The organism is Tardiphaga sp. 172_B4_N1_3 (assembly GCF_052076035.1).
GTDB classification, from domain to species: domain Bacteria; phylum Pseudomonadota; class Alphaproteobacteria; order Rhizobiales; family Xanthobacteraceae; genus Tardiphaga; species Tardiphaga robiniae.
On sequence record NZ_CP197238.1, the window covers coordinates 5,240,175 to 5,264,854 of the forward strand.

At 61.8% G+C, this 24,680-nt stretch carries 22 protein-coding genes; 14 read left to right on the forward strand and 8 right to left on the reverse strand.

Annotated features, from left to right (window positions below; all coding sequences use genetic code 11):
- Positions 1 to 79 precede the first annotated feature (79 nt).
- The 10 genes from AB7783_RS24840 (at position 80) to AB7783_RS24885 (ending at position 11,303) form a co-directional block, all read left to right on the forward strand.
- Entirely contained in the window at positions 80 to 2,362 is a 2,283-nt protein-coding gene (locus AB7783_RS24840; RefSeq protein ID WP_441279058.1) for an FdhF/YdeP family oxidoreductase, read from the forward strand.
- Between the two features lie 84 nt (positions 2,363 to 2,446).
- A complete protein-coding gene (locus AB7783_RS24845; protein WP_441279059.1) occupies positions 2,447 to 3,727 on the forward strand; it encodes an MFS transporter in 1,281 nt (426 codons plus the stop codon).
- Positions 3,728 to 3,860: 133 nt separating this feature from the next.
- Positions 3,861 to 4,070: a hypothetical protein gene (locus tag AB7783_RS24850; protein ID WP_441279060.1), complete on the forward strand. Its 210-nt coding sequence runs from the start codon at positions 3,861 to 3,863 to the stop codon at positions 4,068 to 4,070.
- Between the two features lie 19 nt (positions 4,071 to 4,089).
- Positions 4,090 to 5,037 carry a glutathione S-transferase family protein gene (locus AB7783_RS24855; RefSeq protein WP_441279061.1) on the forward strand — a complete coding sequence of 316 codons (948 nt, stop codon included), beginning with the start codon at positions 4,090 to 4,092 and terminating at the stop codon, positions 5,035 to 5,037.
- A gap of 209 nt (positions 5,038 to 5,246) precedes the next feature.
- Positions 5,247 to 6,491 carry an ABC transporter substrate-binding protein gene (locus tag AB7783_RS24860; protein ID WP_441279062.1) on the forward strand — a complete coding sequence of 415 codons (1,245 nt, stop codon included), beginning with the start codon at positions 5,247 to 5,249 and terminating at the stop codon, positions 6,489 to 6,491.
- A gap of 45 nt (positions 6,492 to 6,536) precedes the next feature.
- Complete coding sequence (locus AB7783_RS24865; RefSeq protein ID WP_441279063.1) at positions 6,537 to 7,256, forward strand: ABC transporter ATP-binding protein; 720 nt, start codon at positions 6,537 to 6,539, stop codon at positions 7,254 to 7,256.
- Positions 7,249 to 7,953, forward strand: a complete 705-nt coding sequence (locus AB7783_RS24870) for an ABC transporter ATP-binding protein (RefSeq protein ID WP_441279064.1) — start codon at positions 7,249 to 7,251, stop codon at positions 7,951 to 7,953. Before AB7783_RS24865 ends, AB7783_RS24870 begins: the two co-directional genes overlap by 8 nt.
- A 12-nt stretch (positions 7,954 to 7,965) precedes the next feature.
- Positions 7,966 to 8,832, forward strand: a complete 867-nt coding sequence (locus AB7783_RS24875; protein WP_441279065.1) for a branched-chain amino acid ABC transporter permease — start codon at positions 7,966 to 7,968, stop codon at positions 8,830 to 8,832.
- Positions 8,829 to 9,824 carry a branched-chain amino acid ABC transporter permease gene (locus AB7783_RS24880; protein WP_439079007.1) on the forward strand — a complete coding sequence of 332 codons (996 nt, stop codon included), beginning with the start codon at positions 8,829 to 8,831 and terminating at the stop codon, positions 9,822 to 9,824. Before AB7783_RS24875 ends, AB7783_RS24880 begins: the two co-directional genes overlap by 4 nt.
- Before the next feature lie 114 nt (positions 9,825 to 9,938).
- The gene (locus AB7783_RS24885; RefSeq protein ID WP_441279066.1) at positions 9,939 to 11,303 is read left to right on the forward strand and encodes an FAD-containing oxidoreductase; all 1,365 of its coding nucleotides are present in this window, start codon (positions 9,939 to 9,941) and stop codon (positions 11,301 to 11,303) included.
- Between the two features lie 7 nt (positions 11,304 to 11,310).
- Here the strand turns inward: AB7783_RS24885 and AB7783_RS24890 are convergent, their stop codons facing one another.
- The 5 genes from AB7783_RS24890 to AB7783_RS24910 form a co-directional block, all read right to left on the reverse strand.
- A complete protein-coding gene (locus tag AB7783_RS24890) occupies positions 11,311 to 11,490 on the reverse strand; it encodes a hypothetical protein (RefSeq protein ID WP_439065609.1) in 180 nt (59 codons plus the stop codon).
- A 172-nt stretch (positions 11,491 to 11,662) separates the two neighbouring features.
- Positions 11,663 to 12,412 carry a glucose 1-dehydrogenase gene (locus AB7783_RS24895; RefSeq protein WP_441279067.1) on the reverse strand — a complete coding sequence of 250 codons (750 nt, stop codon included), beginning with the start codon at positions 12,410 to 12,412 and terminating at the stop codon, positions 11,663 to 11,665.
- A gap of 113 nt (positions 12,413 to 12,525) precedes the next feature.
- Complete coding sequence (locus AB7783_RS24900; RefSeq protein ID WP_441279068.1) at positions 12,526 to 14,109, reverse strand: Na+/H+ antiporter; 1,584 nt, start codon at positions 14,107 to 14,109, stop codon at positions 12,526 to 12,528.
- Between the two features lie 188 nt (positions 14,110 to 14,297).
- Positions 14,298 to 15,362, reverse strand: coding sequence for a glycosyltransferase family 4 protein (locus tag AB7783_RS24905; RefSeq protein WP_441279069.1), 1,065 nt, complete (start codon positions 15,360 to 15,362; stop codon positions 14,298 to 14,300).
- Position 15,363: 1 nt separating this feature from the next.
- Positions 15,364 to 15,648 (reverse strand): hypothetical protein, encoded by a 285-nt coding sequence (locus AB7783_RS24910; protein WP_139285809.1) that lies wholly within the window; start codon positions 15,646 to 15,648, stop codon positions 15,364 to 15,366.
- A gap of 17 nt (positions 15,649 to 15,665) precedes the next feature.
- On the opposite strand from AB7783_RS24910, the gene AB7783_RS24915 reads away from it, so the two are divergent.
- The 4 genes from AB7783_RS24915 to AB7783_RS24930 all read left to right on the forward strand — a co-directional run bounded on the left by AB7783_RS24915 (position 15,666) and on the right by AB7783_RS24930 (position 21,703).
- The gene (locus tag AB7783_RS24915) at positions 15,666 to 17,432 is read left to right on the forward strand and encodes an ABC transporter ATP-binding protein (protein WP_120287890.1); all 1,767 of its coding nucleotides are present in this window, start codon (positions 15,666 to 15,668) and stop codon (positions 17,430 to 17,432) included.
- A 75-nt stretch (positions 17,433 to 17,507) separates the two neighbouring features.
- Positions 17,508 to 19,709 (forward strand): amylo-alpha-1,6-glucosidase, encoded by a 2,202-nt coding sequence (locus AB7783_RS24920; RefSeq protein ID WP_441279070.1) that lies wholly within the window; start codon positions 17,508 to 17,510, stop codon positions 19,707 to 19,709.
- 59 nt (positions 19,710 to 19,768) lie between these two features.
- On the forward strand, positions 19,769 to 20,350 hold the full coding sequence (locus tag AB7783_RS24925) for a PRC-barrel domain-containing protein (protein ID WP_441279071.1): 582 nt from the start codon (positions 19,769 to 19,771) through the stop codon (positions 20,348 to 20,350).
- An 87-nt stretch (positions 20,351 to 20,437) separates the two neighbouring features.
- Complete coding sequence (locus tag AB7783_RS24930; RefSeq protein ID WP_441279761.1) at positions 20,438 to 21,703, forward strand: MFS transporter; 1,266 nt, start codon at positions 20,438 to 20,440, stop codon at positions 21,701 to 21,703.
- Here the strand turns inward: AB7783_RS24930 and AB7783_RS24935 are convergent.
- The 3 genes from AB7783_RS24935 to AB7783_RS24945 form a co-directional block, all read right to left on the reverse strand.
- Positions 21,700 to 22,878 carry a pyridoxal-phosphate-dependent aminotransferase family protein gene (locus tag AB7783_RS24935; RefSeq protein ID WP_441279072.1) on the reverse strand — a complete coding sequence of 393 codons (1,179 nt, stop codon included), beginning with the start codon at positions 22,876 to 22,878 and terminating at the stop codon, positions 21,700 to 21,702. The genes AB7783_RS24930 and AB7783_RS24935 overlap by 4 nt on opposite strands.
- Before the next feature lie 86 nt (positions 22,879 to 22,964).
- Positions 22,965 to 23,816, reverse strand: a complete 852-nt coding sequence (locus tag AB7783_RS24940) for an LssY C-terminal domain-containing protein (RefSeq protein ID WP_089266719.1) — start codon at positions 23,814 to 23,816, stop codon at positions 22,965 to 22,967.
- Positions 23,817 to 23,869: 53 nt separating this feature from the next.
- Positions 23,870 to 24,595 (reverse strand): thermonuclease family protein, encoded by a 726-nt coding sequence (locus AB7783_RS24945; protein WP_089266918.1) that lies wholly within the window; start codon positions 24,593 to 24,595, stop codon positions 23,870 to 23,872.
- Positions 24,596 to 24,680: the final 85 nt, after the last annotated feature.

Here is a 24,680-nt window from a genome sequence, read left to right on the forward strand (position 1 = left end):
CGCAGCAATGCTGCCTTTAATGCTACGAGGCGGAATTAGGTTGGGCCATATGGGCCCTGACGACGAAGGACGGATCGCGATGGCGAAGAAGCAGGTTCAGGGCGTCGAAGACTATAAAGGTGCCGCCGCAGGTTGGGGCGCGTTGAAAGCAGTGGCCGACGCGGTGCGCGGACAGATGGCGGTCGTCAATGAGACCCATGGCCTTCTGACGATGAACCAGCCGCATGGCTTTGATTGCCCGGGCTGCGCCTGGCCCGATCCGAAGCATACGTCGTCCTTCGAATTCTGCGAGAACGGCGCCAAGGCGGTGTCGTGGGAAGCAACGGCCAAGCGCACGACGCCGGAATTCTTTGCGGCCCATACGGTGAGCGAGCTCTGGGAATGGCATGATCACGACCTCGAAAACGAGGGACGTCTCACCCATCCGATGGCCTATGACCAGGCTAGCGACAAGTATCTTCCGATCTCGTGGGAGGATGCGATGGCGCGGATCAGTGCCGGCTTGCGCGCTTTGCCCGATCCGAACATGGCCGAATTCTACACGTCGGGCCGCTGCTCTAACGAAGCAGCCTTCATGTATCAGTTGTTCGTGCGCGAATTCGGCACCAACAATTTCCCCGATTGCTCGAACATGTGCCACGAGGCCACCAGCGTCGGCCTTCCGGAATCCATTGGCGTCGGCAAGGGCACGGTGACGCTGGAGGATTTCGATCATGCGGATGCGGTGTTCTGTATCGGGCACAATCCTGGCACCAATCATCCGCGCATGCTGACGACCTTGCGCGAATGCTCCAAGCGCGGTGCTGCCATCGTTTCAATCAATCCGCTGCGCGAGCGCGGGCTGGAACGATTCACATCCCCGCAGCATCCAGCGGAAATGCTGACGTTGAGCTCTACGCAGATCTCGTCGACCTACTACCAGGTCAAGGTCGGTGGCGACATTGCCGTGCTGAAGGGCATGATGAAGACCGTCGTGGCGCTCGATGCCGCGAGCCTGGCCCAGGGCGGTCCCGGCGTGCTCGACCGCGCCTTCATCGCCGAACATACCGACGGCATTGAGGCGCTGCTCGCCGATCTCGACACGACCTCATGGGAGGCGATCGAGAAATCGTCTGGCCTGCCGCGCGCCGATATCGAAAACCTCGGCAACATCTACGCCGCGGCCAAGAGCGTCATCATCAATTACGGCATGGGCATCACGCAGCATCGCCACGGCACCGGTAACGTGCAGCAGATCGCCAATCTCCTGATGCTGCGCGGAAATATCGGCCGTCCCGGCGCCGGCATCTCGCCGCTGCGCGGGCACTCCAACGTGCAGGGCGACCGCACCGTGGGGATCACCGAAGTACCCAACGCCGCACTGCTCGCCGGTATCGAACGCACCTTCAACTTCAAGCCGCCGAGCGCGCATGGTCATGACGCCGTCGCGTCGGTGAAGGCGATCCGCGATGGCCGTTCGAAGGCGTTGATCTGTCTTGGCGGCAATCTCGCGGTCGCGATGTCAGATCCTGAGGCGACCTATCCGGCGATGCGTAGCCTCGATCTCGTGGTGCACATCGCCACCAAGCTCAATCGCTCGCATCTTCTGATCGCGAAAGAGTCGATCATCCTGCCATGCCTTGGCCGTACCGAGATCGACGTGCAGGCGACGGGACCGCAACTGGTGACGGTAGAAGATTCGATGTCGATGGTGCACGCCTCGCGCGGCGGCTTGAAGCCGGCGTCCGAGCATCTGAAGTCCGAGACTGCGATCGTTGCCGATATGGCCATCGCGACTTTGCCGAATACCAAGGTGAAGTGGCTCGACTACGTCGCCGACTACAGCAAGATCCGCGACGCCATCGAGTCGGTCTTTCCGGCCTTCGAGGATTACAATGCGCGGATCAAGAAGCCGGGTGGCTTCCGGCTGCGCAACGCTGCCTCGGAGCGGGAATGGCTGACGCCGAGCAAGAAGGCGCAGTTCCTGGTCTTCTCTGGCCTCTATGAGGACGGCCCCGCCGGGACCGCGTTGACGCTGACCACGCTGCGCAGCCACGATCAGTACAACACCACGATTTACGGCATGAACGATCGCTATCGCGGCATCACAGGGCGGCGCGATGTGGTGTTCGTGAACGAGCAGGACCTCGCCCGCCGCGGGCTGAGCCACGGTGATCTGATCGACATCGTGCTGGATCGTCCGGACAGCGCGCCGCGCGCGCTGCGTCGGGTGACGGCGGTGGCTTACAACATCCCACAAGGATCGGTGGCGGCCTATTATCCTGAGGCCAATGTGCTCGTGTCACTCGACCAGCATGATGCGAAGTCGGGAACGCCGGCTTACAAATCGATCCCGATCCGGATCGAGGCATCGGTCGCCTAAGTTGCGCCGCAGCATTGAGAGAGCATGACCGCCACGGCTTTCGTGGCGGTTGATGCGCGCCGTGTTTCCGCGTAGGCGAGCGCCATGACTAGTGCTGCCGACTCTTCTGCCTTCAAGCCCGTTGCCATCGATCCGCCCGTGAGCGTGGCTCTCGTGGCCGCCATGCTCATTCTGACCTGCGGGCATGTATTGTCCAACATGCTGCGCACCACGCCTGCGGTCGCGATCGATTTGATGTCGACCGATCTCGGCGTCACGCCGCAGACGCTGGCCGCGCTGACTTCGGCCTATCATTTTTTCTTCGCGCTCCTGCAGATTCCGGTCGGCGTCGCGCTGGATCGCTACAGCATCCGCACGGTGTCGCTCGTGCTGTTCGCCGGTACGGTCTGCGGCGCGGCGATTGCCGCGCTATCGACAGGGCCTCTGTCGTTCTTCGTGTCGCAGGCAACGATCGGCATGGCGACGTCGGGCATGCTGATGTGCCCGATGACGCTCGCGGCCAAGAGGCTGACACCAGCGCAGTTCGGTCTGTGGTCCGGCATCATTCTGTCATTCGGCAATGCGGGGCTGCTGTTGTCGGCCAGTCCGCTTGCTTACGTCGTCGAGCACTGGGGCTGGCGCGCCGGCTTCTGGATTGCGGCGGCCGCGGCTATTGTCGTGGCCATGCTGATCGTGGTTATCGTTCCGTCGTCGCGTCCCGAAGGCCAGCCGCGCGCGCTTCTGGGCGAGATGATTTCGGTTCTGCAACTCGGTGTGTCGCGCGCGGTGCGCGGTATCGTGATCCTCGCTTTCGTGTCGCTTGCGGTTCAGCTCGTGTTGCGTGGGCTTTGGGCCGGCCCTTGGCTGATGAATATCAAGGGACTGTCGCGGATAGAGGCCGGCAATGTGCTGGCGTTGTTTACGGTGGCGCTGGTGATCGGACCGGCGCTGTCGGGCCTGCTCGATCGCAAGCTGGGTCATCGCCGCATGCTGCTGTTTGCGGTCCATTTGTGCGCCGCCGCGCTGCTGCTCGTGATGGCGCTCGGTGCACCGGGCTATCCGTTAGCCACGCTTTTCGGCCTGTCAGTGATGCCCGTGGCAGTCGATACCGGCCTGCTTGTGGTCATCGGCCTTCTCGTCGCGATGCAGCCGCTCGTCTATGCGATGATCCGCCAGGTCGTCGCTGCCGAGAATATTGGTAAAGCGCTCTCTGCAGCAAACCTGTCATTCTTCCTCGGCACCGCCGTAATGCAATCGGCCACCAGTCCGATTGCCGCCGCCTGGGGATTGCCCGCAGTTTTAATCTCAATGGCGGTATTCCTGACCGTATGCACCCTCGTCTTCTTCGTGTTGACGCGTCCCGCAGCGCAGCGCGGGGCTGCATAACAGGTTCATGACGATTGCGACGGCAAGTTGCTGGAATTGCCGTGAGTCCTGTGGTCTGATGCGCAGAGTGACGCGATCAAGACGTCGCGCGCGGTCTCGCATTGCGGGGCGCCTCACACAGGGAGGACGTGACTTGCCGTTTTTCGTCAGGGGAACCGATACGTCAGGGACTGTTTCACTCCGCCGGGACAACGCGGCCGGAGCTGTCAAGAAGGCCAGGGAGCTGCTCGATGACGGCAGCTGGGATGTTGAAATCACCGGCCCGGATGGACTTCCGCATCCGATTGCCGAATTCGAGGCGATGTATTCCGCCGGTGCGACGACGGCGGTGCATGTGACATAGCTGACAGGCAAGGGATGCAGTGACGGCGACCGATCTTGTTCTGCATCACTATCCGCGTTCGCCGTTTGCCGAGAAGGTGCGCGTCGCCTTCGGATTGAAGGGTCTGTCTTGGCGATCGGTGATTCAGCCGCGGATCGCGCCGAAGCCAGAGCTCGTGGCGCTCACCGGAGGCTATCGCCGCATTCCGGTGCTGCAGATCGGCGCAGACGTCTATTGCGATACGCGCCGCATTCTCGCGGAGCTTGAGCAACGTTTTCCCGAGCTGACGCTTTATCCGGCGGGCACGCGCGGTCAGGCCGATATCATCGCAGCCTGGGCCGATCGCGCGCTCTTTGCCAATGCTCTTGGACTGGTCTTCGGCCTGAACGGCGATCGTTTTCCGCCGGAGCTGCATACTGATCGCGCGAGTTTCACGTCAGGCAAGTTCGATGGTTGGGACAGCGTGAAGATGCGTGAGCAGATTCCTGCGCTGCGCAACCAGTTTCGCATTCATCTTGCCTGGCTCAGCGATTGGCTTGCGCTTGGCGACGCATTCCTGCTCGGCAACGCGCCGTCACTTGCCGACATCGCCGTCTACCACCCGCTCTGGTACGCGCGCGGCAATCTCGGTGAGAGCGAAGGTCTTGCCGAGCATCCGCGCGTTCTCGCGTGGATGGACCGGGTGGCTTCGCTGGGGCACGGAATGGTTGAGGAGCTGTCGCCCGAACACGCGCTGGAGACGGCGCGGTTTTGCCAGCCTGTCGCGACGCCTCGTGCTGCTTACGATGACGGTACGGTTGATCAGCAAGGGCCTTTTGCGGAGGGCATGATGGTATCGGTCATGCCGACCGATTGGGGTTTCGATCCCGTCATCGGTGCGTTTGTTTCTGCGGGTCATGACAGCATCGCTTTGCGGCGTGAGGATCCCGATGTCGGCGCGACGGTTGTACACTTCCCGCGTGCAGGCTTTGCGATTGCGCGACTGTGAAAGCCCCGTCACGGACGCATGGCCCTCATTCGCGATTTCCATGCGCCGCAATTTGACGCAGCTGCGCAAACGCGGCTAAGTCCGAAAAACGCTGCCCGACTGCGATATGCAGACTCCCAATCTGTAACGCAGTGTTCGACACTCCAGCGCCCAGTAACAGAACAAGAAAGCGCGCCGCTTCAGCGACGTTGCGCATCGGAGGATATGACATGAGCATGACCCGCCGCACGTTTGGACTTGGTGCCTCTGCCGTTTTGGCAGGGCCGATCGCCGCGCCGTTCATTCGTAGCGCAGGCGCCGCCGAGCCGGCGATCCGCATCGGCATGGTCAATTCGATGAGCGGCGGTCTTGCGGCTTACGCGCAGGAAGGCCAGCCGGCTTTCGAATACATCATCAAGAAGATCAATGCCGAAGGCGGCATCAAGAGCAAGGGCGGCGCCAGGATCGAGCTGGTGCTGGCGGACGATACCAGCCAGCCGGCGCGAACCGCTGCCGAAGCGCGGCGCCTGATCACCGAGGAAAAGGTGCAGCTTCTGACCGGCACCATTCTCAGCGCACAGATGCTGGCGCTGACGCCGGTGGTCGACGAAGCCAAGATTCCGACGCTGTCGGTCTGGGCCGGTGGGTCGCAGTCGAACTATATGTTCACGCTGGGATACCCGTATGATCGCGGCTATGCGCAGACCATGCATGATTTCGTCATCTCATTGCGCGACGATTTCAAGTTTCCGATCAAGACCGCCGTCATGGCCTATTCGAATTACGAGGCCGGCCAGCAGTCGAACAAATTCCTGGTCGAGAAGCTGAAGGCGAGCGGCATCCAGATCATCGGCGAAGCCGCGCTCGATATTCGTGCGCAGGACCAGACGGCGGCGATGGTTCGTATTCGCTCGCTCAAGCCCGACGTCGTGGTCGGTCTCGTGACGCCGCGCGATGGCATTTTGCTGCATCAGGCGCGTTACAATCTGAACTATCACGGCAGCATCTTCTGCGGTGGCACCGGCGGCTACTCGGATCTGTCGCTCTGGAAGGATCTCGGCCCCGAGATCGGCAAGGCCGTGCTGACGAAGAACCTGTTCGGCATGACCGGCTTCAGCGCCGGCGCCAAGATTGAATCAATGCAGAAGATCGTCACGGAACTGCGCGATGTCGCCAAGCTCGACAAAATCGGCCAGGGCGCGGTGCAATATGCCCAGGCGGCACGCGTGCTGCAGCAGGTGCTCGAGAACGCCAAGTCGCTGCAGAGCGATGCACTGCTCGAGGCGCTGAAGAACGTCAACATTCCAGCAGGCGATCCGAACCTCTACATTGCCAAGCCGAAGGGCCTGCAATTCGCGGAAGACCGTCTGCTCAAGGACGGTTCTGCAATGTTCATCCAGTGGACTCCCGAGCAGAATCAGCAGGTCGTGTTCCCGAAGGAATTTGCCCAGGTGCCGCCGCGGCCGAAGTCCTGATCGGCCCTGCACGGAGGCTCGGCGCAACATAAAGAGTGGACGGCTGTGGCATTTCTGGAAGTCTCCAACATCACCAGGCGGTTTGGCGGGCTGGTCGCGCTCAACGCGGTGAGCTTCGACGTCGAGAAAGGCGAAATTCTCGGCATCATTGGCCCGAACGGTGCCGGCAAGACCACTTTGTTCGGTGTGATCTCCGGCTTCATTCCGCCGAGTGCGGGCGACGTCGTTTATGACGGTGAAAGCATTATCGGGGTGTCGCCGGATCGGCTGGTGCGCCGTGGATTGATGCGCTCCTTCCAGATCGTCCAGTCCTTTGCCGACATGACGGCGCTCGACGTCGTCACGACCGCAGCGTTGACGCGCCGGCCGATGCGCGAGGCCATCGACTATGCGGCGCAGGCGCTGCTGCGTGTCGGCCTTGGCGGCAAGGAGCACAAGACGCCGGCGACACTGTCGCTGCAGGACAAGAAGCTGCTGGAACTGGCGAAGTGCATCGCTACCGATCCGCGCTGCATTCTGCTCGACGAAGTGATGGCCGGCCTGACCATGGCCGAGACCGCCGCGCCGATCGCGATCATCGAGGAGCTCAACAAGCAGGGCGTCACCATCGTGATGGTTGAGCATGTGATGCCGGTCATCATGCGGCTGGCGCAGCGTATGGTGGTGATCAATTTCGGCGAGAAGATCGCGCAGGGCACGCCCGACGAGATACTCAAGGATCAGCGCGTCGTGGATGCCTATTTCGGAGATCATCTCGATGCTTGAGATCGATAACCTGGTTGCAGGCTATGGTGGTGTGCCGGTGCTGCGCGACGTCAACGCCAAGATCGCTGCGGGCGAGATCGTCGGCCTGCTCGGCGCTAACAATGCCGGCAAGACCACGCTGATCAATGCACTGTCGGGCATGGTCAAGCCGATTTCCGGGCGCATTCTGTTTCTCGGCGAAGACATCAGCAAATTAACGCCGCAGGCGCGTGTCGAACTCGGCATCGTGCAGGTGCCGGAAGGCCGTCTGGTGTTTCCGGAAATGAGCATCCGCGAAAATCTTCTGCTTGGCGGCATCAATGCGCATGCGCGCAAACATCGTCCGCAGCAGATGGAAAAAGTCATCGGGTTGTTTCCGCGGCTCGGCGAGCGACTGACCCAGAGTGCCGGTTCACTGTCAGGCGGTGAGCAGCAGATGCTGGCCATCGGCCGCGGGCTGATGGCGGAAGCCAAGCTGCTGATGCTCGATGAGCCCTCGCTCGGTCTGTCGCCGCTGTTCGTGCAGTATATTTTCGAGATCATCGACAAACTACATGCCGACGGTCTGACGATTCTGCTGGTGGAGCAGAATCTGAATTTGACGTTGCGCCACGCCAAGCGCTGCTACGTGCTGGAGCGCGGGCAGGTGGCGGTCGAGGGCGATGCGGAGACCGTGAAAAACGATCCGCGCACCCGCAGCGCCTATCTTGGTCTGTGATCGGAGAGTGATGTGACTGAACTTTATCAGGCTCTCGCCCAAGGCCTTCTGATCGGCGCCACCTATGGCTTGCTGGCGTTGGGCATGGGGCTCGTTTACGGCGTGTCGGGCGTCGTCAATTTCTCGCATGGCGATTTCATCTCGCTCGGCATGTTCATGTGCCTCGCGCTGTATTCGGCTTTCGCCATGGACCCTTATGTGTCCATCATCATCACGGTGCCGCTGATGACCGCGATCGGCGCACTGGTCTACATCTTCCTGATACGGCCAATGGTCGGGCATCAGTTCCTGATGGTGGTGCAGCTTACGCTGGGTCTCAGCCTGGTGCTGCAGAACGGCATCCTGATGGTGTTCGGCGGCGAGCCGGCGCGGACGCCCTCCTTCGTCGAATCCAAGCTGATCATTCTCGGTGACGTGGTGCTGCGAGTGCCGCACATCGTCGCCTTCGTCGTTTCCTTTGCGCTCGCCATCGGCCTCTACATCATGCTGCGCTCGACCGACTTCGGCCGCTCGATCCGCGCCGTGCACCAGAATGCGCATGCCGCCGCGCTGATGGGCATCAATGTCAGCCGCGTCCAGGTGCTGACCTTCGCGCTCGGCATCGGTATTCTCGCGCTGGCCGCCGCGCTGCTGCTGCCGGGCACTCCGATCCAGCCGACCCAGGGTCTGCGCTACACCGTGATCACGCTCTTGGTCGTTGTGCTCGGTGGCATGACCAATTTCGTCGGCATCATGCTCGGCGGCCTGATCATCGGCATCGCCGAAGCTTTCGGCACGATCTATCTCGACGGCCCGATCGGCTTGCTGCTGCCATACATTATCTTCGTGGCGATCATGCTGTTTCTCCCGAAGGGCCTGACCTGGAGCTCGGCACGATGAGAGACGAATTCTACAAGACGCTCGCATCGCCGATCTGGTGGGGCGCGCTGGTCATCGCCGCCATCATGCCGTTCGTGCTGTCGAGCTATTACGTCCACATTCTCACGCTGGCGCTGGTCTATGTGGCACTGGCTTCGTCGTGGAACATCGTCGGCGGCATGGCCGGGCAGATCTCGCTGGCGCACAGCCTGTTCATCGGCATCGGATCGATGTTCTCGGCCGCGCTCCTGCTCAAGCTCGGCATCAATATGTGGCTCGGTCTCGTCATCTCGGCGGTGATCTCCGGTGTCCTCGGTGCTGTGATCGCCTGGATCGACTTCCGCTTTCAGCTCGGCCATCTCTCCTTCGTGCTAATCACGCTGGCTTTCGCGGAAATGGGCAGCATCGTGGTCGAGGGCTGGGACTTCCTCGGCGGTGCGTCCGGGCTGCTGCTGCCGAAGGACACGGGTAATTTCCTGGCGTTCCAGTTTGGCGGTGGCCACGGCGCGTTCTGGATGATGCTGGGGCTGGCCGCGATTTGCGTGCTGGTCAATGTCGCGATCCTCAATTCGCCGCTTGGCTATTATCTGCGCACCATCCGCGACAATGAGAAGGCGGCGCAGGCGATTGGCGTCAACATCCTGCGTTACAAGATCACCGCCATGGTGATCTCGGCGATGCTCGCCTCCGTCGTCGGTACTGCCTATGTGCGCTATCTCACCTTCGCCGATCCCTATCTGCTGATCTCGCCTGTGATCACCATCGAGATCGTGCTGTTCGCCACGGTCGGTGGTCTGGGTCGTGCCTATGGCCCCGCGCTCGGCGCATTGCTGCTGGTGCCGCTTGGCGAAATCCTGCGTGGCAAGCTCGGCAGCACGCTGCCCGGCCTGCACTATTTCATCTACGGCATCGTGGTGATCTCGGTGATTTTGGTGACGCCGCGCGGGCTGTTGCCGCTGTTTGAACGGCTCTGGGCGCGCTGGCGCGGCCCTGCGGTTGCCGGCAAGCCCTAAGCGGCTCGGGAGTTGCCGGTGCTGGAACTTCGGTCATCCGTTGGCTGATGCCGTTTCCAACGATAGTCTCTCGCCACGGCGGAGCATTGGCTGTGCCGGTTGGGAGCTGAAATCATGCGCTTCGACGCTATCATCATCGGCGCTGGGCAGGCCGGACCTTCACTCGCGTGTCGGCTCACATCCGCAGGCATGTCGGTTGCGATCATTGAGCGCCATCTGTTTGGTGGCACCTGCGTCAATACCGGCTGCAAACCGACCAAGACGCTGGTCGCCTCCGCCTATGCTGCGCATCTTGCGCGCCGCGGTAGCGACTATGGCGTGATGATTGACGCGCCCGTGCGGATCGATATGGCTCGCGTGAAGGCGCGGGCAGACAAGGTGATCCGCGACTCGCGCAATGGCGTCGAAAGCTGGTTGCGCGGCATGGACAAATGCACGGTCATCAACGGCCATGCGCGCTTCGAATCTGCGGATACGATCCGCGTCGGCGATGAGTTGCTGACGGCGCCAAAGGTCTTCCTGAATGTCGGTGGGCGGGCTGTCGTGCCGGACATGCCGGGGATCAACGACGTCACCTATCTGACCAATACAGGCATCCTGCAGCTGGATCGCGTGCCGAAACATCTGGTGGTGATCGGTGGCAGCTATATCGGGCTCGAATTTGCGCAGATGTATCGCCGCTTCGGCGCCGAAGTGACGGTGGTCGAGAAGGGCGCGCATCTGGTCTCGCGTGAGGATGTTGAGATCTCCGAAGCGATCCGCAATATCCTGCTCGCCGAAGGCATCCATATACGAACCAATGCCGAATGCATCACCTTCAAGCCGCATCCCGATGGCGTGGCTGTCGGTGTCGACTGCACCGAAGGCGCGCCGGAGATCATCGGCAGTGATGTTTTGCTTGCGGTGGGACGCCGTCCGAATACCGACGATCTCGGTCTCGACAAGGCTGGCGTCGCTGTGGATGACCGCGGCTACATCAAGGTCGATGACGGTCTCGCCACCAATGTACCCGGCATTTTCGCGATGGGCGATTGCAACGGCCGCGGGGCCTTCACGCACACGGCTTACAACGACTTCGAGATCATTGCCGCCAATCTGCTCGATGGCGCAAGTCGCCGCGTCAGCGATCGGCTTCCCGGCTACGCGCTGTTCATCGATCCACCGCTCGGCCGCGTCGGCATGACGCTGGCTCAGGCAAAGGCCACAGGAAAGAAATTGCTGATCGGCAATCGGCCGATGACCCATGTGGGCCGTGCCGTCGAGAAGGGCGAGACCGCGGGCATGATGCAGGTTGTGGTCGATGCTGAAACGAAGAAGATTTTGGGAGCCGCCATCCTCGGTACCGGAGGCGACGAGGCGATCCATGGCATCCTCGACATCATGAATGCCAGCGCCGATTATACCCAGTTGCAATGGGCGGTGCCGATCCATCCGACAGTGTCGGAACTGATCCCGACGCTGCTCAACGAGATGAAGTGATCGCCGCTCAGGCGGTCTGGAACTTGAGCACGGCCATCAGCGTCAACAACGTGGTTGCGCAGGATGCGGACACAATCGCCATATTGATCAGATTACGTGCTGCCATTGTCACGACTGCAGAAGCGGGGTGAGCCACATCGGGCGCAGCATTTTTCTTGCGCGGAGCCGGTTTCTTCTTTGCTGCCATGATGATCCCCAAAGAGAGGGGTCAGACCGTTGACCGGCCTGACCCTGACGCCTTCCTGCCGAGGTGTGTCCCTCGATCATGACGCGACCATCGCATGAATGGCCGGTGAACTGCTTAACGCGCGTGGTAAATCGAATCTGACCGGATTCGATGGTTTATGAATTTCCTCGTTCTAGATTGTTCGCCCGCCATCGACTGGGAGGATCACGCCGGTGAGGAACTCGGATTCCTCGCCCGCCAGATAAACGCAGGCATTGGCGATATCGGAGGGGCGCGACATGCGGCCGAGCGGGATCGTCCCGATAAATTTGGCGCGGTTCTCTGGCGTATCCGGCACGCCCATGAAGGATTCCAGCAGCGCGGTTTCGCCGATCACCGGCGCGATGCAATTGACGCGGATACCATCGGGCGCCAGTTCCACGGCCATCGATTTCGACATCAGGTTCACCGCGCCCTTTGTGGCGTTGTACCAGGTCAGGCCCGGGCGCGGCCGGACACCGGCGGTGGAGCCGATATTGATGATGCGACCGCTCTTCTGCTTCTTCATCACGGGCACGCAGGCATTGGTCATCAGAAAGATCGATTTCACATTGATGTCGAATGCCTTGTCGAATTCTTCTTCGGTCACTTCGAGCAAGGGCTTGTTGCGGAAGGTCCAGCCGGCATTGTTGACGACGACGTCGAGCTTGCCGAATTTCTCGACCGCGAGCTTCACCGAGGCATCAACATCTGCCTTGCTGGTGACGCTGCCGCCGAGGGCGATTGCGCTGTCGCCGATCTCGGCCGCAACCTTCTTCGCGCCATCGGCATTCAGATCGAGGATGATGACCTTGGCGCCTTCGCGCGCGTAAGACCGTGCGATCTCGGCGCCGAAACCCGATGCGCCGCCGGTGACGATGGTGGATAAGCCTTGAAGTCGCATGTTGTTTTCTCCCGGATTTTGCGCCTTGACTGGCGCTTGACGATCAAGGTTAGAGCCGATGGTGGTGGCTGTGAAGGCGCCAAGGCGAATGGCTGCTAGAGGAAGCGTGGCTTTTACAGGAAGCGTCTTGCATTGACTTCCTCAAGATCGAGGCCTTCCTCGATCGCATGCAGCACGCTGTCGTGGATTTCGCCCTCACGGTGCATCTTCAGAAGCTCTGCACGGCCGGCTTCGATGGCGGCCAGCACGGTCGTGTAATGGTCGATGCGGTGCGGCGATAGTGCCTCAGCCTCTTCGGCATAGCGCGCCGCGGCGCCCTTGCGATAGGTATATTGCTCGAACAGGCGCGGATGGCGATGTGTGCCGTCATCATTGCGTGACGCCTTCTCGATAGCAGAAAATTGCGCGGCCGCAACGCGCGCGCGCGCCTGCGCTTCGCTGAGTTTGGAATGATGCGGTGCGCGGACATTGTCGGTTTTGATCAGACAGCGCACGATCGGTGCCAGCGTCGAGCCCTGGACAAGGACGGTTACCAGGATGACTGCGAAGGTGATCGCCAGGATGACGTCGCGGCCCGGAAATTCCTCCGGCAATGATAATGCGGCAGCGAGGCTAACCACGCCGCGCAAACCGGCCCAGCTCATGATGAACGGCACCGTCCATGGCGGAGCGGGGTCGCGGGCGCGCAGCTTCGGCATCAGCATACGCGGCAGATAGGTGCCCGGAAACATCCAGGCGAAGCGCGCGAGGATCACTGCTGCGATGACAGCAGCCGTCACCGGCAACAGCGCCACCACCGCGTCATATCCGCCGAGGCGATACAGCACACCGCGCAGCGACAGGCCAATCAGGATAAACACCAGGGATTCCAGCACGAACACGACGACACTCCACGCTGCGGTGGCGCGGGTGCGCGTCGCAGCGCCGAAGAACTCGTGTTGCTTCCATCCGAGGATCATGCCGCAGGCGACTGTGGACAGCACGCCGGAGACGTGCAGCTTTTCCGCTGCGATATAGGAGATCCAGGCGACCAGGAAGGTCCATGCAATGGCGAGGTCGATGTCCTTGATGCGCTTGATTACCAGGATGGCGGCGAAGGCGAATGCGATGCCAACAAGCAGGCCGCCGATCGCAACCGAGAAGAAACTCACGGTGGCCGCAGTGGCGCTGAACGAGCCGGTCAGCGCTGCCGCGATGGCGAAGCGCAGCAGCACCAGGCCCGATGCGTCGTTGACGAGGCTCTCGCCCTCCAGCAGCACGATAATGCGCGGCGGGAGCGGTACGCTCTGGAGCACGGCCTTGGCCGCCACCGAATCCGGCGGCGAGACGATGGCACCGAGCGCAAAACAGGCGGCCCAGGGCAGCGACGGCATCGCCAGATGCGCGACGACGCCGACCACGAGGGTGGTGAAGAAGACGGCGCCGACGGCGAGCTGCAATATGATACGCAGATCGGCGCGGAAATCCCGCCACGAGGTGAACCAGGCGCTCGACATCAGCAGCGGCGGCAGAAACAACACGAGCACCAACTCGGGGTCGATCTCGACATCCGGGGTGCCCGGGATCAGCGCGAAGCCGATGCCGCCGAGGATCAGTGCAGCCGCGCGCGGGAGCTGAAAACGCCGCGCGATCATGTCGAGCAAAACGATGACAGCCATCAGCAACAGGATGATTTCGAAGCGGGAAACGGCGGTCATGAGGGCCTGTCGAGATGCGAGAAAAACGGTCGGACGTCGATTCGGGCCAATGCCGTGATCTGATGTCTGTCATCTATCTTGCAAATGTCGCACGGGCTGTACAGCGGGCCAGTGATTTTGCAGCAGGCCAGCACCAAAAAGGGCGACCCGACGGGCCGCCCTTCGATGCCTTAATTATGCGCTTCAGACTACTCTGCGCTGCTGACCAGTCGCAGCGACACCCTATGCTCCATCATGCTGCGATAGGTGGCCACATAATCCAGAGCCATGCGCCGGGCGGTGAAGCGGGTTTCGAACTGCTTGCGGATCGCTGTACGGTCCATGCCGGCGAGACGACCCACCGCGGCAACTGCACTGGTCTCGTCCTCGACGATGAAGCCGGTGAGGGCCTCGTCGATGATCTCCGGTACTGAGCCGCGGTTATAGGCAATGACCGGCGTGCCGCAGGCCATGGCTTCGATCATCACCAGGCCAAACGGCTCGGGCCAGTCGATCGGCAGCAACAGACCATAGGCGCCGCTGAGGAATTCCGGCTTCTCCCGGTCGCTGATCTCGCCGATATATTCGACCAGCGGATGATCCATCAGTGGGCGAACGACCTGCTCGTAATAGTCCTCATCCGCGCGGTCGATCTTGGCCGCGATTTTCAGCGGGATGCCGGCGCGGATGGCGATCTTGATCGCGCGGTCGACGCCCTTCTCAGGCGCAATACGCCCGAGCACGGCGAGGTAGCTCGGCGTGATCGGTTGCGGCGTCAGCAGCTTCTCGGGAAGGCCGTGATAGATCGTGCGCACGAAATTCGCCTGCGGTACCGGGCGCCGCTGCGCGTTCGAAATCGAAACAACGGGAATCTTGGAGAAAGTCGTGAAGGTCGGCTGATGTTCCGGCAGATCCAGACGGCCGTGCAGCGTCGTGAGAAATGGTGTGGGTTGGCGGGAGAATAGCGAGAACGGATAGTAATCGAGATGGAAATGCAGAACGTCGAATTCGTCGTCGTCACATTTCTGTCTTACGCGCTCGAGCATTTCCATATGGAGGGCGTTGGGATCGCGGACAGAGCCATCGAGCCGCAGCGCCTTCGGCCATCCGGCGTCGAGCTTGCCTGACGTTTGAGAGTCGCCGCTGGCGAACAGTGTAACATCATGCCCCTGCGCCACCAGCTCTTCGGTCAACCAGTGTACGACGCGTTCCGTGCCTCCATAGAGCTTCGGCGGAACGGCTTCTGTCAGCGGAGCAACTTGCGCGATGCGCATTTTACATATCTCCCATGTTGGAAGTGATGAACAACTTCAGCGACGACGTGTCGGTACCGGTATGCCTGAAGCTGGAACGTTCTCGCATCTGCGAGGTTCCTATGTGATCTGCGTAGTTCGTCCACACTGTGGTCTTGCTGATGCCATCACGTTCAACCACGGTTTCCGGAGTGTTAATGCTGCCCGAATGTTGCGCCGAGATGGCGAGAGCGTGGGAAATTCGGGATGGCATCATCTCCATCAGCGGGCGGGGACGCTGTCCGTCGAGATTCTTGTTCTTATTCAACGGGTTTTGACAATCACATGGACAGTCTTTCCGGATATGCGTATCGCCCTTTCGCTTTCGTGATGCGCTACATCAGGATGCGTTCTGCATCGCATATGATCATCCTGATATCCGTGCTTGCAGCCGTCGCCTGTTCGGTGGGCACGCAGTACGGAATTAAATTTTTAGTCGATGGCCTCTCATCGGGACCTTCGGGAGCCGGTAATACCGTCTGGATCGCATTTGGCGTTCTGATCTCGCTGATCACGGCAGACATGTTCCTGTGGCGCGTGGCCAGCTGGACCGCGAGCTACACATTCGTTGGTGTCACCGGCGATCTCAGGCGCGATATCTTTCGCCATCTGACCGGACACGCACCGAGCTACTTCTCGGATCGGCTGCCCGGGATGCTCACCAGCCGTATCACGGCAACGTCCAACGCGGTCTTCACTGTCGAAAACATGTTTGTCTGGAACGTGTTGCCGCCCTGCGTCGCGACATTCGCGGCGATCCTGCTGATTGGAACCGTCAGCCTGCCGATGGCGGCGGGACTAACAGTGGTGGCGGGCGCGGTCGTCGTGATGATGTTCAAGATGGCCGCGGCCGGCAAGAAACTGCATGACGACTTCGCCAGCAAGGCAGCCGCCGTCGATGGCGAAATGGTCGATGTCATCAACAATATGCCGCTGGTTCGCGCATTCTGCGGATTGAGCTTTGAGCATGACCGCTTCGATGAAACGGTCGATCGCGAGCTGAACGCCCGTGGTCGCAGCCTGCGCTATCTCGAGCGTCTGCGCCTGACGCATGCGGCCATCACGGTCGCGCTCACGATCGGGCTACTCGCCTGGGCGATCATGCTGTGGCAACGCGGCGGTGCCAGCACCGGCGATGTCGTTCTGATCTGTACGCTCGGTCTCTCGATTCTGCATGCGACGCGAGATCTTGCGGTGGCGCTCGTGGATGTCACGCAACATGTTGCGCGCTTGTCCGAGGCGCTGTCCACATTGCTGGTGCCGCATGAGCTTAGCGACCATCCCGAGGCCGAGCCGCTGGTGAAGTCAGGTGCGGCGATCGCCTTCAACAATATCTCGTTCCGCTACCCCGGCGGTCTGCAGGTGTTCGACAAGTTCACATTGCGGCTCAATGCCGGCCAGCGCGTTGGCCTTGTCGGCCAGTCCGGAGGAGGAAAGTCGAGCCTGTTCGTGCTGTTGCAGCGCTTCTACGACGTCCAGGATGGCAGCATCACCATCGATGGCCAGGATATTTCACGCGTAACCCAGCACAGCCTGCGTCACGCGATCTCCGTGGTACCGCAGGACATCTCACTGTTCCATCGCTCCATCATGGAGAACATCCGGTATGGACGTCCCGAGGCGACGGATGACGAGGTATTGCGTGCAGCCATTTCGGCGCGTTGCGACTTCGTCGAGACGCTGCCGGAAGGTCTCCACACCATGGTCGGGGACCGCGGCGTCAAACTGTCCGGCGGGCAACGTCAACGCATCGCCATTGCACGCGCCTTCCTGAAGGACGCGCCCATTCTGCTGCTGGATGAGGCGACGGCGGCCCTCGACAGTGAATCGGAAGAGGCGATCCGTGAGGCGCTGGCGCGTCTGATGCGTGGTCGCACGGTAATTGCGATTGCGCATCGCCTCGCGACGTTGCGCAATTTTGATCGCGTGGTCATGCTGCAGAGCGGCAAGATCATTGAGGACGGCAAACCTGATCATCTGATGCAGGGCGAGGGGCCGTATCGGGAACTCGTCACACAGGAAATGAGCCGTCTCGCGCAGCACGCAGCCTGACGACTCAGTTATCCTCTCCAGGCGCTGCGTTTATCTTCGTGCCTGTCTTCACCTTACAACCGGCCGAGGTCATCCATGTCCATCGAAGCCGCCGCGACCAAGTTGAACGCTATCGCTGATCAAAAGGCGGTCGAGTCGCCGTTCTACATCCCGATGACGGGTCCTGCTTCGCGGCCGCGGCGTGCACTCAAGCACGACGATACGTTCGTGGTGCTCGACAGCCATGGTGACATCGGCGCGTCCGCGGGCGGCCCGGATGGCCTGTTCAATGCCGATACGCGTTATCTCGCGCGGCTGGAGCTGGCGCTGAACGACGTGCAGCCGTTGTTGCTCGGTTCGAATCTGCGCGATGACAACTCGTCGCTGACCGTCGATCTGACCAATCCGGATATCTATCGCAACGGCCGCCTGGTGCTGCAGAAAGATATGCTGCACATCGTGCGCACGTTCTTCCTGTGGCGTGGTGCGGCTTATCAGCGGATCGGTCTGCAAAATCACGGCGAACACCGTGCCAGTTTCGATCTGACGCTGTCATTCGACAATGACTTTGCCGATCTGTTCGAGGTGCGCGGCGAAAAGCGCAAGCATCGCGGCATCGCCACCAGTCGCCTGGTCGGGCCCAGTGACGTTGCGCTGGAATATACCGGCCTCGACGGCAAGCCGCTCAGCACGATGGTGCATTTCGATCCGCGCCCGACGCGGCTGGCGGCCAATACCGCGACCTACCACTTCGAGCTGAAGCCGCAGCAAACGACGTCACTGTTCGTTGCTGTCAGTTGCAATGCCGAGGTCGGCCACAAGCCTGTGCCGTTCTTTCGTGGGCTGCTCGCGCACCGCCGCGAGATGCGCAATTTCAGCAAGGGTGCGGCGACGGTCGAGACCTCGAATGATATTTTCAACGAGGTGCTTTGCCAGGCGATGGCCGATCTCAGTATCCTGATGACGAATACGCCGCAGGGGCGATATCCCTATGCTGGTATTCCCTGGTACTCCACGACATTCGGTCGCGATGGCCTGATCACGGCGCTGCAGCTGTTGTGGATCGATCCACGCGTGGCGCGCGGCGTGCTGAAACGGCTTGCGGCGTTTCAGGCGAAGTCGGTCGATCCGCTTGCGGATGCCGAGCCCGGCAAGATTCTGCACGAAATGCGCGGCGGCGAGATGGCTGCGCTCCGCGAAGTCCCGTTCGCGCAATATTACGGCAGCGTCGACTCCACGCCGCTCTTTGTGATGCTCGCAGGGATGTATGTCGAGCGCACCGGCGATGATGAAACCCTGCGCGAGCTGTGGCCGGCCGTTGAGGCGGCCCTCGGATGGATCGATGGTCCGGGCGATCCCGACAGGGATGGCTTTGTCGAATATCAGCGCGCGACCGAACAAGGATTGCAGAACCAGGGCTGGAAAGATTCGTATGACGCCATCTTCCATGCCGATGGAAAGCTCGCTGAGGGCAATATCGCACTGGCGGAGGTGCAGGGCTATGTCTTCGCCGCCAAGCATCTGGCGTCGTGTCTCGCATTGCGCATAGGCCTGCCCGACAAGGCCCGGCAGCTCGAGGCCGAAGCGGAGCAACTTGCTGCGCGGTTCGAGGAAGCATTCTGGTGCGAGGAACTCGGCACCTATGCGCTTGCGCTCGACGGCAAGAAGATGCCTTGCGCGGTTCGTGCCTCCAATGCGGGCCAGTTGCTGTTCACAGGCATCGTCCGCGAAGACCGTGCGCGCATGGTCGCCGCCGACCTGATGCGTCCGCATTTCTTCACCGGCTGGGGCATTCGTACCATCGCGCGCGGCGAGGCGCGCTACAATCCCATGTCCTATCATGACGGCTCGATCTGGCCGCACGACAATGCGCTGATCACACTCGGTCTGGCGCGCTATGGCCTGAAGCATTCGGTCGAGGCTGTATTCAAGGGCCTGTTCGATACCGCGGCCTATATGGACTTGCGACGATTGCCGGAATTGTTCTGCGGCTTCCAGCGCGAAAAACGCCGTGGCCCGACCTTGTATCCGGTGGCTTGCGCGCCGCAGGCCTGGGCCAGCGCAACGCCGTATACTCTGCTCGAGGCAGCGCTAGGAATCGAATTCGATGTCGCGCGCGGCGAGATTCGTTTCCGCAATCCGCGGCTGCCCGCTTTCCTGCAATACGTCATTCTGCGTGATCTTCGGCTCGGCGAATCCAGCGTCGATCTCTGCCTGCGCAAACACGAGAACGATGTGTCGCTGGAAGTGCTGCGGACCCGCGGTCAAATCCAGGTGTCGATCGTGCTGACGCATTGACGCGTCGCCCTGCCGCTGGGTTCGCATCATCGGCGATACGCGTGAGTGAGGAAGTTTCCATGCCTGCAATTCGTATCGTTGCCGGATTGGCTGTAGCGTTGGCGTTGAACGCCGTGGCCGTGTGCCAGGCGGCGGACGCGCCTGTGCCTCCGCCCGCGTCGTCAGAGAAATCCACCCCTGAAGCGCAGCCGTCTGTGCCGCCGCCAGCACCGGATGCGGCTGCCGTGCAGCCGGCAACGCCACCCCCGGTCGCGTCTGCGCCTGTCGCCAAGCCGCCATCGGTTACGGTGATCGACGCTTTCGATGCCAAGGGCATTCTGGGCCGCGATGTGCGAAGCCCCGCAAGCGAGAATATGGGACGCATTGCCGACGTGATCGTCGATCGCGCGGGCCAGGTGCGCGGCGCGGTCATCGACTTCGGCGGATTCCTCGGGGTCGGCTCGCGCAAGATCGTGGTCGATTGGGGTGCGCTGCATTTCTGGAACGTGGCCGACAAGACCGCCAGCATCACGCTCGATCTCACACGCGAGCAGGTGCGTGCTGCGCCGGAATACAAGGACGACCAGCCGATCGTCGTGCTCGGCGCGTCCGGCACGCTGACGCCGCTGAGGTTTCCGCCTCTCACCATGCAGGAGCGCTAATTGGCGGTTCACGCGACCACACGTGCAGCCGATCTCTCCCGCCGCGACGATGTCGCGGCGGTGCCTGAGGTCGCCTGTGCGCCGGGGATTGCGCCGGAGTCCGAGCTGGGCCCGCAGGAGCCGCAGCGGAGTCCTGAGCCGTCGAAGCAGAGCCTGCGTGGGCTCGACTGGTTCATCTTCTTTCTCGCCGATGTGCAAACCGGATTCGGCCCGTTCGTTGCGGTCTATCTCACCACACAGAAATGGACCCAGGTCGAGATCGGCTTCGTGCTGTCGATCGGGGGCATCGTCGCGCTGCTCGGCCAAATTCCGGGTGGCGCGATCATCGATGCGGCGCGCTCGACGCGGCTGGTCGCCGGCGCCGCGGTCGCGACCATCGGCGGCTGTGCGCTAGCTTACGCGGCGCTGCCGGTGTTTCCTGTCATCGTCGCGGCAGCGACGCTGCATGCGATGGCGAGCTGTGTGCTCGGCCCTGCGATCGCCGCTATCAGCCTGGGGCTGGTCGGGCCGCTGCGGATCGGTGAACGGCTGGGGCGCAATGCGCGCTTCGCCTCGCTCGGCAATGGCGTCGCCGCCGCCGTGATGGGCACCTGCGGCTATCTGCTGTCCAGCCGGTCGGTGTTCATCGTCACCTTCCTGCTGGCGCTGCCGGTGCTCTACGCGCTGTCGCGGATTCGACCTCAGGAGATCAATTCCGCGCAGGCCCATGGCGCCAGCACCAAAGAAGCCGAGAGCAATAAGCCGATCCGTTTTCGCGATCTGGTGCGGCAGAAGCCGCTGTTGATTTTCGCCTGTGCTGTGCTGCTGCTGCAGCTCGCCAATGCTGCGATGCTGCCTTTGATGGCGGGCGTCGTCACGACGCGCTCGGCCGACTGGGCACCGGCGCTGATCGCCTTCTGCATCGTGGTCCCGCAGGCCATCGTCGCGGCGACCTCACCGACGGTCGGCCGAAAGGCGCAGCAATGGGGCCGTCGGCCACTGCTGCTGATCGCCTTCGCCGCGCTCGTGATCCGCGGATTGCTGTTCGCCGTGGTCACCGATCCGTTTGCGCTGGTCGCTGTGCAGGTCTTCGACGGCGTCACTGCTGCCGTGTTCAGCGTGATGATCCCGCTGATCGTCGCCGACATCGCTTTTGGCAGCGGTCGCTTCAGCCTTGCGCAAGGCATTGTCGGAACAGCCACCGGCATCGGTGCGTCGCTCAGTACGGTGACCGCCGGCTTCGTCGCCGACAAGCTCGGCGCGCCGGTTGCCTTTGTCGGTCTGGCCTGCGTCGCCGGGCTTGGCTTGTTGCTGATCTGGCTGGTGATGCCGGAAACTCGCCGCGACCACGGCGAGGTTGAGAACGGACCTTAGGGCGCGACGCTCTCACCGAGGAAGTTGACCGCGGCCGTGACACCGCCCTTGCCGTGCGGAATGCCGAGCGCCTGCAGTCCCATCTCGATCACGCCGAGCGTTCCGAGAATCATGGGCGCGTTGACATGGCCCATATGGGCGATGCGGAATGCTTTTCCGTGCAGGTCGCCGATGCCGACGCCGAGAATGACGCCACATTTATCGCGGCAGTAATCGAGCAGCGGCGTCGGGTTGTCCATCCGCACCGTCGTGACCGTGTTGCCGCGTTCTTTCGGCTCGACGATGTTGAAGCTCAGCACGCCGCCACCGGCCCATACGGCAACGGCGCGGCGGACGGCTTCCGCCAGCAATCGATGGCGCTGGAACACATTGACGAGCTTTTCGTCGAACAGCATGTCGATGGCCTGACGCTGTGCGAACATCAGGTGCACCGGCGCGGTGCCCGAATGTTTCCGGTAGTGCTCGTCGCCGTCGCGCTCGGTCCAGTCCCAATAGGGTGTGCGCAGATTGGCAGTCTTGTGCACCTCGCGGGCACGGTCATTCGCGGCGACATAGCCGAGGCCGGGCGGTGTCATCAGGCCTTTCTGTGAGCCTGACATGGCGACATCGATGCCCCATGCATCCATCTCGAACGGCATGCAGCCGAGCGAAGCCACGGTGTCGACCATGAATAATGCGGGATGGCCGGCGGCCTTGATCGCCTTGCCGATGGCTTCAATGTCGTTGAACGCGCCCGACGCCGTGTCGATCTGCACTGCAAGCACAGCCTTGATCTCGTGATTGGTGTCTTGTCGCAACGTTGCTTCAACCTCGGCAGGACGAATGGCGCGATTCCAGTCGCCCTTCAGGCTCTGCACGTCGACGCCCATGGCGCGTGCCGCATGGCCCCAGCCGACCGCAAAACGCCCGCTTTCCAGCACCAGGATCTTGTCGCCGCGCGACAGCACATTGGTGAGCGTCGCTTCCCAGGCACCGTGCCCGTTGGCGATATACATATAGGTGTTGCCTTTGGTGGCGAACAACGTGCCGATATCGCGCAGCAGCCCGAATGTGAGCTGCACCATTTCCTTGGAGTAGATATCCAGCGGCGGACGATGCATCGCCCGCAATACTTCGTCTGGCATCGTGGTGGGGCCGGGGATGGCGAGAAATTCACGACCTGCACGAACGACCATTTTCAATCCTTGTTGGTATTTTCGGCCATGGTGCCATGGCGCAGCGCGAAATCAAAGCGCGTGTGAGGTGGTTTGAATTTGACCGCTTAGTGAGTCAGCGCATCACGCCCGATCACATTCGCGATGGCCTGGAAGATCTGGTCCTTGATCTCGGTCGCCGCCGGACTCGGGATCGTCTCGGGAGGGCCGTCGTGTTTGGCGCAGGCCACCACCAGCCGCAGGATCCAGACTTCGCCATCAGTGTAGTACAGGTCGCCGCCGCCATTGTGGCCGGCGACGGTTGGGCCGATTCCGGTGACCTGATATTTGGCCTCGACCATGCCGGCCTTTTCGAGGTCGCCCGCGAGCACCGCGCGCTCCGCGTCGATATCGGCAGCGATATGATGCGTGATCGCGCCGGTGTATTTGCTGATCCCGACGCTGCGATCGAAAGTCGCGTCGCCGAGCCAGACCGGGCGATCTTCCTGTCCCTTGTCGAGGACCTTCCAGAGCCGGATGTGGTGGCGATGATCAGCGCTGTTGCCGACCGGCTTCTCGAAAGCGAGATCCTCGCGGCGGCCGAGATAAACCAGCGGGCTCACCGGTGCTTCGCGATAGGGTCGGTCGAGCAAGACGCTGCCGACAATCTCGAGGGACGAGCGCAAGGTTACGGGATCGGCCGGATACCAGCCGGCAGCATGCATCGCGCACAGCACGTCCTTCTTGTCGCCAATCAGCCCGACATTGATGGGATCGCCCGGGATGCCCTGCGCGGTCATCGTCGTCATCGGCAATCCGGCAAGACTCTTCTGGTGCTCGTAATGAGTCCAGAGTTCCGGGAGCAACAGATAGGCGATGCCGCCATAGATGACCAAAGCGAGCAGCGTCAGCCGCGCCGCCCGGAATGTCCGGCTGCGGCGTTGTTTTTGCGCAATGACATCCGTCTGCAGGTCAGCCACGGTTCCGCTCGATCGAATCTGAGCGGGGAACCTGCCACGTCAGCGCCACGATGTCATCGTCGGGTCTCGCGGCAGCCGGCGGCTTCGGCCTCTTCTTTAGAGCAAAACCAGCGTGTTCCCTTGCTGATCCGCATGCTGATCTTGGCATACCAGCGGCTTTCGGGCGTGTGGTAGATGCAGACGCCGGCCCGGTTGACGTTGCCCTTGATCCGGCAGGCCGGCGACGGCGCCACGTGGCCGGATGCCGAGGCCAGCAGGATCGGCAAGGCATCCTCCGGAGGCTTGATCGAGCCGAGAATGGTGGTTTTCTTGTTGCGTACGCGCCAGTCCCAGGGCGCAAAGAACGCGCCAGCCCAAAGTCCGGCCTTGGCCTCACGTGCGGCTTTCTCGTCGGCATCATAGGCATGGGAGAAGCGCACATAGGAAAGCGCCCAGCCGCTCTTCACCATCCATTGGCTGATGTCTTCGCCGTCCACCTCGCATTTGGCGACCGAGCGACCGAAGCGATCGGTCCGTAGCACGTGGCAGGTCCAGCTCTTGTCGCCGACATGTTCAACAAGCGCTTCATGGGCCGCGACGCCGCAGGTCCAGCGCTCGCCGGCGGCATTCAGGCACAACTGATCGAGGCCGGGCGAGTCCATGCCGGCGAGCCGGATGCGGGTCGCGCCAATGGTCATCTGGTCGCCATCGCGAATCTTCGGCACCCCGGTCACGTCGGCGGCCTGTGCCAGTGCGGGAATGCAAAGCATCGCGATAAAAAGAGAGAAGGTGCGGAACATGCGCATCGAACCGTTTGATTGCAAAATCATGACGACAATCCGGAGACAGTGCGGGCATTTCGCCGTGCATGCCAGCGCGGTCGCT

Bases quoted from the DNA above. Each gene is read 5' to 3' on its own strand.
- AB7783_RS24935 (WP_441279072.1), bottom strand. From the start codon at position 22,878: ATGGTCGTTCGTGCAGGTCGTGAATTTCTCGCCATCCCCGGCCCCACC.
- AB7783_RS24860 (WP_441279062.1), top strand. From the start codon at position 5,247: ATGAGCATGACCCGCCGCACGTTTGGACTTGGTGCCTCTGCCGTTTTG.
- AB7783_RS24925 (WP_441279071.1), top strand. From the start codon at position 19,769: ATGCCTGCAATTCGTATCGTTGCCGGATTGGCTGTAGCGTTGGCGTTG.
- AB7783_RS24895 (WP_441279067.1), bottom strand. From the start codon at position 12,412: ATGCGACTTCAAGGCTTATCCACCATCGTCACCGGCGGCGCATCGGGT.
- AB7783_RS24870 (WP_441279064.1), top strand. From the start codon at position 7,249: ATGCTTGAGATCGATAACCTGGTTGCAGGCTATGGTGGTGTGCCGGTG.
- AB7783_RS24900 (WP_441279068.1), bottom strand. From the start codon at position 14,109: ATGACCGCCGTTTCCCGCTTCGAAATCATCCTGTTGCTGATGGCTGTC.
- AB7783_RS24845 (WP_441279059.1), top strand. From the start codon at position 2,447: ATGACTAGTGCTGCCGACTCTTCTGCCTTCAAGCCCGTTGCCATCGAT.
- AB7783_RS24890 (WP_439065609.1), bottom strand. From the start codon at position 11,490: ATGGCAGCAAAGAAGAAACCGGCTCCGCGCAAGAAAAATGCTGCGCCC.
- AB7783_RS24945 (WP_089266918.1), bottom strand. From the start codon at position 24,595: ATGTTCCGCACCTTCTCTCTTTTTATCGCGATGCTTTGCATTCCCGCA.
- AB7783_RS24905 (WP_441279069.1), bottom strand. From the start codon at position 15,362: ATGCGCATCGCGCAAGTTGCTCCGCTGACAGAAGCCGTTCCGCCGAAG.
- AB7783_RS24840 (WP_441279058.1), top strand. From the start codon at position 80: ATGGCGAAGAAGCAGGTTCAGGGCGTCGAAGACTATAAAGGTGCCGCC.
- AB7783_RS24915 (WP_120287890.1), top strand. From the start codon at position 15,666: ATGGACAGTCTTTCCGGATATGCGTATCGCCCTTTCGCTTTCGTGATG.
- AB7783_RS24885 (WP_441279066.1), top strand. From the start codon at position 9,939: ATGCGCTTCGACGCTATCATCATCGGCGCTGGGCAGGCCGGACCTTCA.
- AB7783_RS24880 (WP_439079007.1), top strand. From the start codon at position 8,829: ATGAGAGACGAATTCTACAAGACGCTCGCATCGCCGATCTGGTGGGGC.
- AB7783_RS24920 (WP_441279070.1), top strand. From the start codon at position 17,508: ATGTCCATCGAAGCCGCCGCGACCAAGTTGAACGCTATCGCTGATCAA.